General features: G+C 48.5%; 8 protein-coding genes. All 8 read right to left on the bottom strand.

Annotated elements, in window-relative coordinates:
- Positions 1–132: 132 nt before the first annotated feature.
- Positions 133–1,122, bottom strand: a complete 990-nt coding sequence (locus AC1DUA_RS18005; protein ID WP_477501079.1) for a Gfo/Idh/MocA family protein — start codon at positions 1,120–1,122, stop codon at positions 133–135.
- Positions 1,123–1,143: 21 nt separating this feature from the next.
- Entirely contained in the window at positions 1,144–2,103 is a 960-nt protein-coding gene (locus tag AC1DUA_RS18000; RefSeq protein ID WP_477501078.1) for an AraC family transcriptional regulator, read from the bottom strand.
- A gap of 72 nt (positions 2,104–2,175) precedes the next feature.
- The gene (locus AC1DUA_RS17995) at positions 2,176–2,934 is read right to left on the bottom strand and encodes a DeoR/GlpR family DNA-binding transcription regulator (protein WP_477501080.1); all 759 of its coding nucleotides are present in this window, start codon (positions 2,932–2,934) and stop codon (positions 2,176–2,178) included.
- Positions 2,935–2,984: 50 nt separating this feature from the next.
- Entirely contained in the window at positions 2,985–3,806 is an 822-nt protein-coding gene (locus tag AC1DUA_RS17990) for a sugar phosphate isomerase/epimerase family protein (protein WP_477501077.1), read from the bottom strand.
- A 27-nt stretch (positions 3,807–3,833) separates the two neighbouring features.
- Positions 3,834–4,289, bottom strand: a complete 456-nt coding sequence (locus tag AC1DUA_RS17985) for a hypothetical protein (RefSeq protein WP_477501076.1) — start codon at positions 4,287–4,289, stop codon at positions 3,834–3,836.
- Entirely contained in the window at positions 4,273–4,671 is a 399-nt protein-coding gene (locus tag AC1DUA_RS17980) for a hypothetical protein (RefSeq protein WP_477501075.1), read from the bottom strand. Before AC1DUA_RS17980 ends, AC1DUA_RS17985 begins: the two co-directional genes overlap by 17 nt.
- Positions 4,668–5,693: an ABC transporter ATP-binding protein gene (locus AC1DUA_RS17975; RefSeq protein ID WP_477501074.1), complete on the bottom strand. Its 1,026-nt coding sequence runs from the start codon at positions 5,691–5,693 to the stop codon at positions 4,668–4,670. The genes AC1DUA_RS17980 and AC1DUA_RS17975 overlap by 4 nt, the downstream gene beginning before the upstream one ends.
- The coding region (locus tag AC1DUA_RS17970; protein WP_477501073.1) for an ABC transporter ATP-binding protein at positions 5,690–6,564 on the bottom strand (875 nt) is incomplete at its 5' end. The genes AC1DUA_RS17970 and AC1DUA_RS17975, both read right to left, overlap by 4 nt.

Below are 6,564 nucleotides of genomic sequence, written 5' to 3'. Positions count from 1 at the left end.
CCTTTGATCGCTGAGAGCTCCACACCGTCATAACCGCAAAGCTTGATATGCTGCGCAGCCGTAGCGAAATCGAAATCTTTGAACAACACCGAATTTATCCCTAATTGCATCATGGCTTACTGCCTCCCTAAGTTAAAGTTCAACAATGCTTGACGTTTCAAATGAACGAATAGCTGCCTCGATAATCGTCTGCGCCTTAAGCGCCTCTTCACCAGAGCCGTTGATTTGATCGTAAGGCACCTTAGCATCCAGCTGCTCAATCCAATCGCTGATCCGGCTTTTAAATGTTTCGTTGAAATGGCGCATGCCGCCCAAATAGCTGTAGCTTTCCGTTGCAATGCTATGACGAGGGTAGTACGTTAAGTGCTCACAAGCATCGTCCAACACGAATCGGCCTTTGGAACCGACCACTTCGCAGCGCTCCAAGCCATAGCTGGCTCCAGCATCGTAGCTGCCGACGAGGTTCCCGATAGCTCCATTTTCAAACTCGAGCATAACCTGCGTATTCGACCAAATTTTCCGATTTTCACCTTTCATCATGAAGGCGGCTACCCGTTTCACATCTCCGCAGAAATAACGAATCACATCGAAGGAGTGTGGATGAAGCGCGCGCAAGTGAAACCAAGGCGAAGTTTCCACCGGGTTATTGATCCACATTTTCATATTAATCATATGTAATTGACCGAGACGGCCTYCTTCTACCCATTCTTTCGCACGAAGCGCTGCAGGTGTAAACCGATGATTCAGGTTGACGCCAAAAGGAATCTGCTTCTCTTTGGCAAGCGCCACCATCCGCTCCCCTTCATCAATCCGGTTGGAAATCGGCTTTTCCCCGAGAACAGGAATGCCCGCCTCGAGCAGCTCCATTGTAGGTTGATAATGCTCTCCGCCATTCTCTTCCCCTTTGGTCGCCATCGAGCAAGCATCCAAATGAATGCCGCTAGCCAGCATTTCCTGCACACTATAGAAAGCTCTGCAGCCGAATTTGGCCGCAGCTGCATCTGCTTTCTCTTTGATGATGTCACATACAGCTACAAGTTCTGTTTTCGCATGTTCATGGTACACACCCGCATGAATTGAACCGATATTGCCAACCCCAACTACCGCAACCTTTAACGTCATTGCCTATTCCTCCCGTTTCTTCTACTGAAGTTCCTGTGTATTTTCAAGAATTTCGCCGTGCAAATCACGGTACTGTCCTGGCGAGCACCCAACCCTCCGTCTAAACAATTGTGTGAAAAATGCCGGGTCCTCATAGCCTACACGCTGTGCAACATGAATCACTTTCTCATCGCCTTCTGTCAAATACTGCTTCGCCCGTTCAATTCGAATGTCATGAATACGCTCCGTTACGGTTTGATTCGTTTCCTGCTTAAACACCCTGTTCAGCTGCCTGCTGCTCACATTAAACAACTCGCACAAGTCGGGGATGGACATTTTTTTATCAAAATGACGCTCCAGAAACCCCGTGATCCGGCGTACAAGTATCGTATGATTCGCTGATCGCGAACTCTTTTTCTCCTTATTAGTAGAATCGGAGTAGCAGCGAGATAGCAGGATGAGCAGCTGGAGCATCTGCAGTTTAATGAGGGGCAAATAGCCCGGCCGGTGATGCTCCCACTCAGAAATCATTGTTTCAAGTAAAGTAAGAACATGATTGGAAACCTGCCCCATCAAATTCAGCCTATGATGAAAGCGTTCTCTTGTATGTAAGAAAGGATGTACATAATAGTAATCCATGGACTGTGACACGCCCAATTCCTTCAGCAGCGACTCATGAATGAGTTCTGGCGTGAAGAGACAATTAATAATCTCGATGCCTTCTCCGGGTTTCGTACGATACGTATGAACTTCCCCGGGGTTAATAATAAAGACATCTCCCGTCTGGATCTGGTAGGATTCTCCTTCAAATACATGATCCGCATTACCGCTAACCACATAAACAAGTTCGATAAAGTCATGTGAATGAACCAACGGCGTATTATCTTGATGATGGAAGCAGCGGTTAATGTAGAACGGAATTTGCTTGTCTTTCATGAATTGACTTTGTCGCAGGAGATTAACCATATGTACAATTCCTTTCTTTGCTTCTGTCTTCATCATAAGGCATCCAGCTTACACTTTCATTGCGGTTTCAGCCATCTTACAAGGGGATTACGCCATATTAAATGGTACTTAAACTTGGATGACATTGATGAACTTACGCTGCAGCAGTTGAACATGATCAAGCGGTGTTTGTTCATCTGTAATGAGATGATGAATCTGGTTCCAAGCCCCGATCATGGTAAAAGCTTGCATATCAAATTTGCTATAATCCGCAAGGACAAATACCTGTTCGGCCATGCCGACCATTTTACGCTTCACCCTCGCTTGCATTTCATTCGATTCACTAATGCCCCGCTCCATATGTACGCCTTTGCAGGATACGAACGCTTTATTTACATGATACTCCTCCAAGGCCTGCTCCGTCAGCGGTCCAACGAAAGAAAGTGAATTTGGCACAAGAATGCCTCCTGTGCTGATGACGCTGACGTTCTTCTTCTCGCTAAGAACCAAAGCCACCTTCAAGGAGTTGGTGATGACGGTGAGCGGAATGTCAGGCAGCAGCGCTGCCATATGCCAGGTCGTGGAGCTCGCATCAAGGACGATGCGGTCGTGGGGCTCCACATAATTAACAGCCTCAGCCGAAATACGCTGCTTTTCCGTCACATGCACTGTTTCCCGCAGCTCATACGACGTTTCAGACGTTTGCGGCTGCAGACGGATCGCTCCGCCATAGCTGCGAAGGAGACGTCCTTCGTTTTCCAAGCGATCCAAGTCCCGGCGAATCGTTTCTTCCGTAACCCGGCATATCTGGCTGAGTTCAGTGACGCGCATGCTTCCCCGCTCGTTAACCAGCCGTAGAATGTGCTGAACCCTTTCCGCGACTAGCATCATCAAACACCTCCCTGAACTTCAGATTTCCGATTCGATGTAGAGGACAATTAGCGGGCTTGGTCAAACGCGATCACCCGATCACGAATTTCACAGAAATTATCGATATTCACATATTCCAAAATAAAAGGAACACCTTCGGCTTGCTCATGATATAGATTCAGCAGCTTCCTCCAGTCAATGTCCCCGTCCCCAACGCAGCGCCCGTAGGTATCATTGACTTTACGGTCTTTTCCGTGAAAGTAAGCCAGATGCGGCGCTAAATACTGGAACATTTCTTCTTCTGAGCTATTCGCAATTAAATTTGCCGGATCTAGCAGCACTTGAATATGCGGCGATCCGACCTGCGCCAGCAAATCAGCCGTTCGCTTAGCACTAGGTACAACATCAAGGACACAGGGCTCAAGCGCAAGCTTGATACCGTAGTGACCAGCACGCTCACCAAGCCAGCTTATCTGTTGTTTGAAACGATCGAAATCCTTCTCATACGAATCCGCTTGAATACCTCTTTTTCCCGGAATGAATCCACACTCTGTTGCAACAACTGGCACGCCGGTCCCGGCAGCAATTTGCATATGCCGTTCAAAATACCGCAAATTCGCCTCCATTTCCTGCTCATCCGTTTCCAACAAATTCGTAAATACGCCAATCGAGGCCACTTCAATGCCATGTTTGCGATAGGTTTCTACGATCTCTTGGCTTCTTTTATCCGTTAAATCACTGAGATCACTCCGCCCATTGTAGCGCCAGTAGTTCGAATCCGTTTGCGAGAAGCAAAGCTCTGTCCATCTGAACCCGCGCTCAGCGAGCAGCGCCGCCACCTCTTCATTCGATAATTGCGGAAAGCTGCGTGAAACAACACCTATATCCATACCGGCTAACCCACCTTTGTCTACAAATTATCGCAAGAGCTTCTTGCGAGCCGCACCCCAAGCAAACCAGCCTAGCAATAGAGTCAAAACGCCTTCAATCAATAAAAAAAGCATCATATACGTCTCAAAAGGTACACTCAGCAAGACGTGTGAGAGGAGATTGCATACAAATAAAATCCCCAACTGAATCGCCAACAGATGAGCTGATGCTTGCAGCACCTGCTTAGCTTCCGCTTTCTTTTTCAAATAATATTGGCAGTAGAACACGTAAGCGAGCCAAACGACACCCATAAGCAGAAATGATAAATTATCAATACCCTGCCACGAGGAACGTTTAACGCCAAAAAAAGTAAGCAAAACCAGCAGCAGGCTCCGTAGTTCGAACCAATTCATAATGCCCAGCCCCGCAGTAATGACGGTAATTCCTACCGATTTATACCCTGCCGCCGGATCACGCTGCTTCATCTCAAGAAAAGGATCCATACGTGTTAGCGTCCCTCCATTCCCGCTCCACTCTTTGCAGGATACGCAGCGTAGCTTTTCGCGCTTCTTCACTTTCTACCAATGTCGATTTTTTGACAAAAGCTATCAGTTTGCCGATTTTGTTCAAATAGGACTTACGTGCCAATCGTTCAATTCGGTCCACTTGTTTGGCATTACCCAGCTTCTGATGTTGAATCATACGCTCGGTATATTTGGCCGTCCATGTTTCAGGTATCGTACCCGTTGCTGTCAGCGTCTCCAGGTCGCGCAGCTTGCCTCCGACCATTTTCTCGAGTAGTACCCTCATATACCATAAGGAACCCACCATAATCAGACTAAGGCACACGAAGAAAACGAGGAGTGTAAGTAGAATATACGTCATATCGACGTTGCCCCCCTGAGGTCAAGCTCACCTGCAAAATGACAGGCTGCATAATGCCCATCGCCAACTTGCTTCAATTGAGGAGCCTGATTCTTGCAAATGTCTTTGGCGTAGGCACATCTCGGATGGAAATAGCAGCCGGATGGTGGATTCGCTGGGTTCGCGACTTCACCTTGCAATATAATGCGGTTCGCCTTCTTGCGAGGATCGGGTACTGGCTTCGCAGAGAGCAACGCTTCTGTGTAAGGGTGTTTGGGAGCAGCAAACAAATCCTTCGTTGCCGCTGTCTCGACCATTTTGCCAACATACATAACGCCGACACGGTTAGATATATGCTGGATGACACCGAGATCATGAGAGATAAATAGATAGGACAAGTTCAGTTTTTCCTGCAAATCCTGCAGCAGGTTAATGATTTGCGCTTGTACGGATACGTCCAAAGCCGACACGGCTTCATCGCAAACGATGAACTTGGGATTCGTCGCCAAAGCTCGGGCTATACCGATCCGTTGACGTTGGCCTCCACTGAAAGCATGCGGATATCGCTCCAGATGTCGGCTGTTCAGGCCAACCATCTCCATGAGCTCAGCCACTCGCTCTTTGAGCTCAGTGCCGTGCGACATGCCGTTACAGACGAGCGGCTCGGCAATGATATTGAGCACCGTCATCCGAGGATTAAGCGAGGAATAGGGGTCTTGGAAGATAAGCTGCATATCTCGCCGAATAGAACGCAGTTCCTTGGCGTCAAGCTGCAGCACTTCCTGCATTTGACCTTGGCGGTCCCGAAAGCGTACCGAACCTGAGGTTGGTTCAATCGCGCGAAGAATACAGCGTCCGAGCGTCGTTTTGCCGCAGCCGGATTCGCCGACGAGGCCGAATGTTTCACCAGGACGGATATGGAACTGGACATCATCGACGGCTTTGACATAACCTACGTTTTTTTGCAAAAAACCTTTTTTAATCGGGAAATATTTCCGCATATAGTTCACATCAAGAATGAGTTCATCTGTTTGCACCGTCATGAGACCACCTCGGCTTCTTTAAGCTCCGCTTGAACCAGTAAGCAGCGAACTTTATGATCTTTTCTAACCTCGACAAGAGGCACGTCCGCTACGTTGCACACTCCGTCAATCGCCATTTTGCAGCGCGTATAGAAGCCGCAGCCATTCGGCAAATTCATCGGGAACGGAACGGTCCCTTCAATGGATTCCAGTCTTTTGTTCTCTCTGCCGATGGCCGGTATCGAATTCAATAACGCCTTGGTATACGGATGTTTCGGATGATGAAATAAGGAGTCCACATCCGTGTATTCGACGACTTTCCCAAGATACATGACCGCTACTTCGTCCGACATTTCGGCAATAACGCCAAGGTCATGTGTGATGAAAATAACCGAAGTATCATGATTAGCCTTCAGATCATTAATCAGCTGAAGCACTTGCGCTTGGACTGTGACATCCAAGGCCGTCGTCGGCTCATCTGCGATGAGAATCGAAGGGTTGCAGGACAGCGCCATGGCGATCATGGCCCGCTGCCTCATTCCGCCCGAAAGCTGATGCGGATATTCGCTAAGCCGCTGCTCGGGATTGGACATGCCCACCTTGCGCAGGATGTCCACCGCCATGCGGTATGCTTCTTTTTTATCCTGTGTCACGTGCAGTAAGATCGCTTCCATAATTTGATTGCCTACGGTATGAATAGGAGAGAACGCCTTCATTGGCTCCTGGAAAATCATCGCGATCTCGTCGCCCCGGATATCCCGAATTTCCTTCCCCCTCGGGTCCAGCTTCACCAAATCAACGGCTTCTCCCTTATGATTTGCACCACTTCGGCTCAGTTTGATCTCGCCTTCCACTTGGCCCGGCTTGGGCACAATACGCAGCAGCGCTTGTG

This window comes from Paenibacillus sp. 01T422 (assembly GCF_056398785.1).
The sequence above is the reverse complement of the archived record's forward strand: the minus strand, read 5'-3'. Positions and strand labels throughout refer to the sequence as shown.

Bases quoted from the DNA above. Each gene is read 5' to 3' on its own strand.
- AC1DUA_RS17990 (WP_477501077.1), bottom strand. From the start codon at position 3,806: ATGGATATAGGTGTTGTTTCACGCAGCTTTCCGCAATTATCGAATGAA.
- AC1DUA_RS17975 (WP_477501074.1), bottom strand. From the start codon at position 5,693: ATGACGGTGCAAACAGATGAACTCATTCTTGATGTGAACTATATGCGG.
- AC1DUA_RS17980 (WP_477501075.1), bottom strand. From the start codon at position 4,671: ATGACGTATATTCTACTTACACTCCTCGTTTTCTTCGTGTGCCTTAGT.
- AC1DUA_RS17985 (WP_477501076.1), bottom strand. From the start codon at position 4,289: ATGGATCCTTTTCTTGAGATGAAGCAGCGTGATCCGGCGGCAGGGTAT.
- AC1DUA_RS18000 (WP_477501078.1), bottom strand. From the start codon at position 2,103: ATGATGAAGACAGAAGCAAAGAAAGGAATTGTACATATGGTTAATCTC.
- AC1DUA_RS17995 (WP_477501080.1), bottom strand. From the start codon at position 2,934: ATGCTAGTCGCGGAAAGGGTTCAGCACATTCTACGGCTGGTTAACGAG.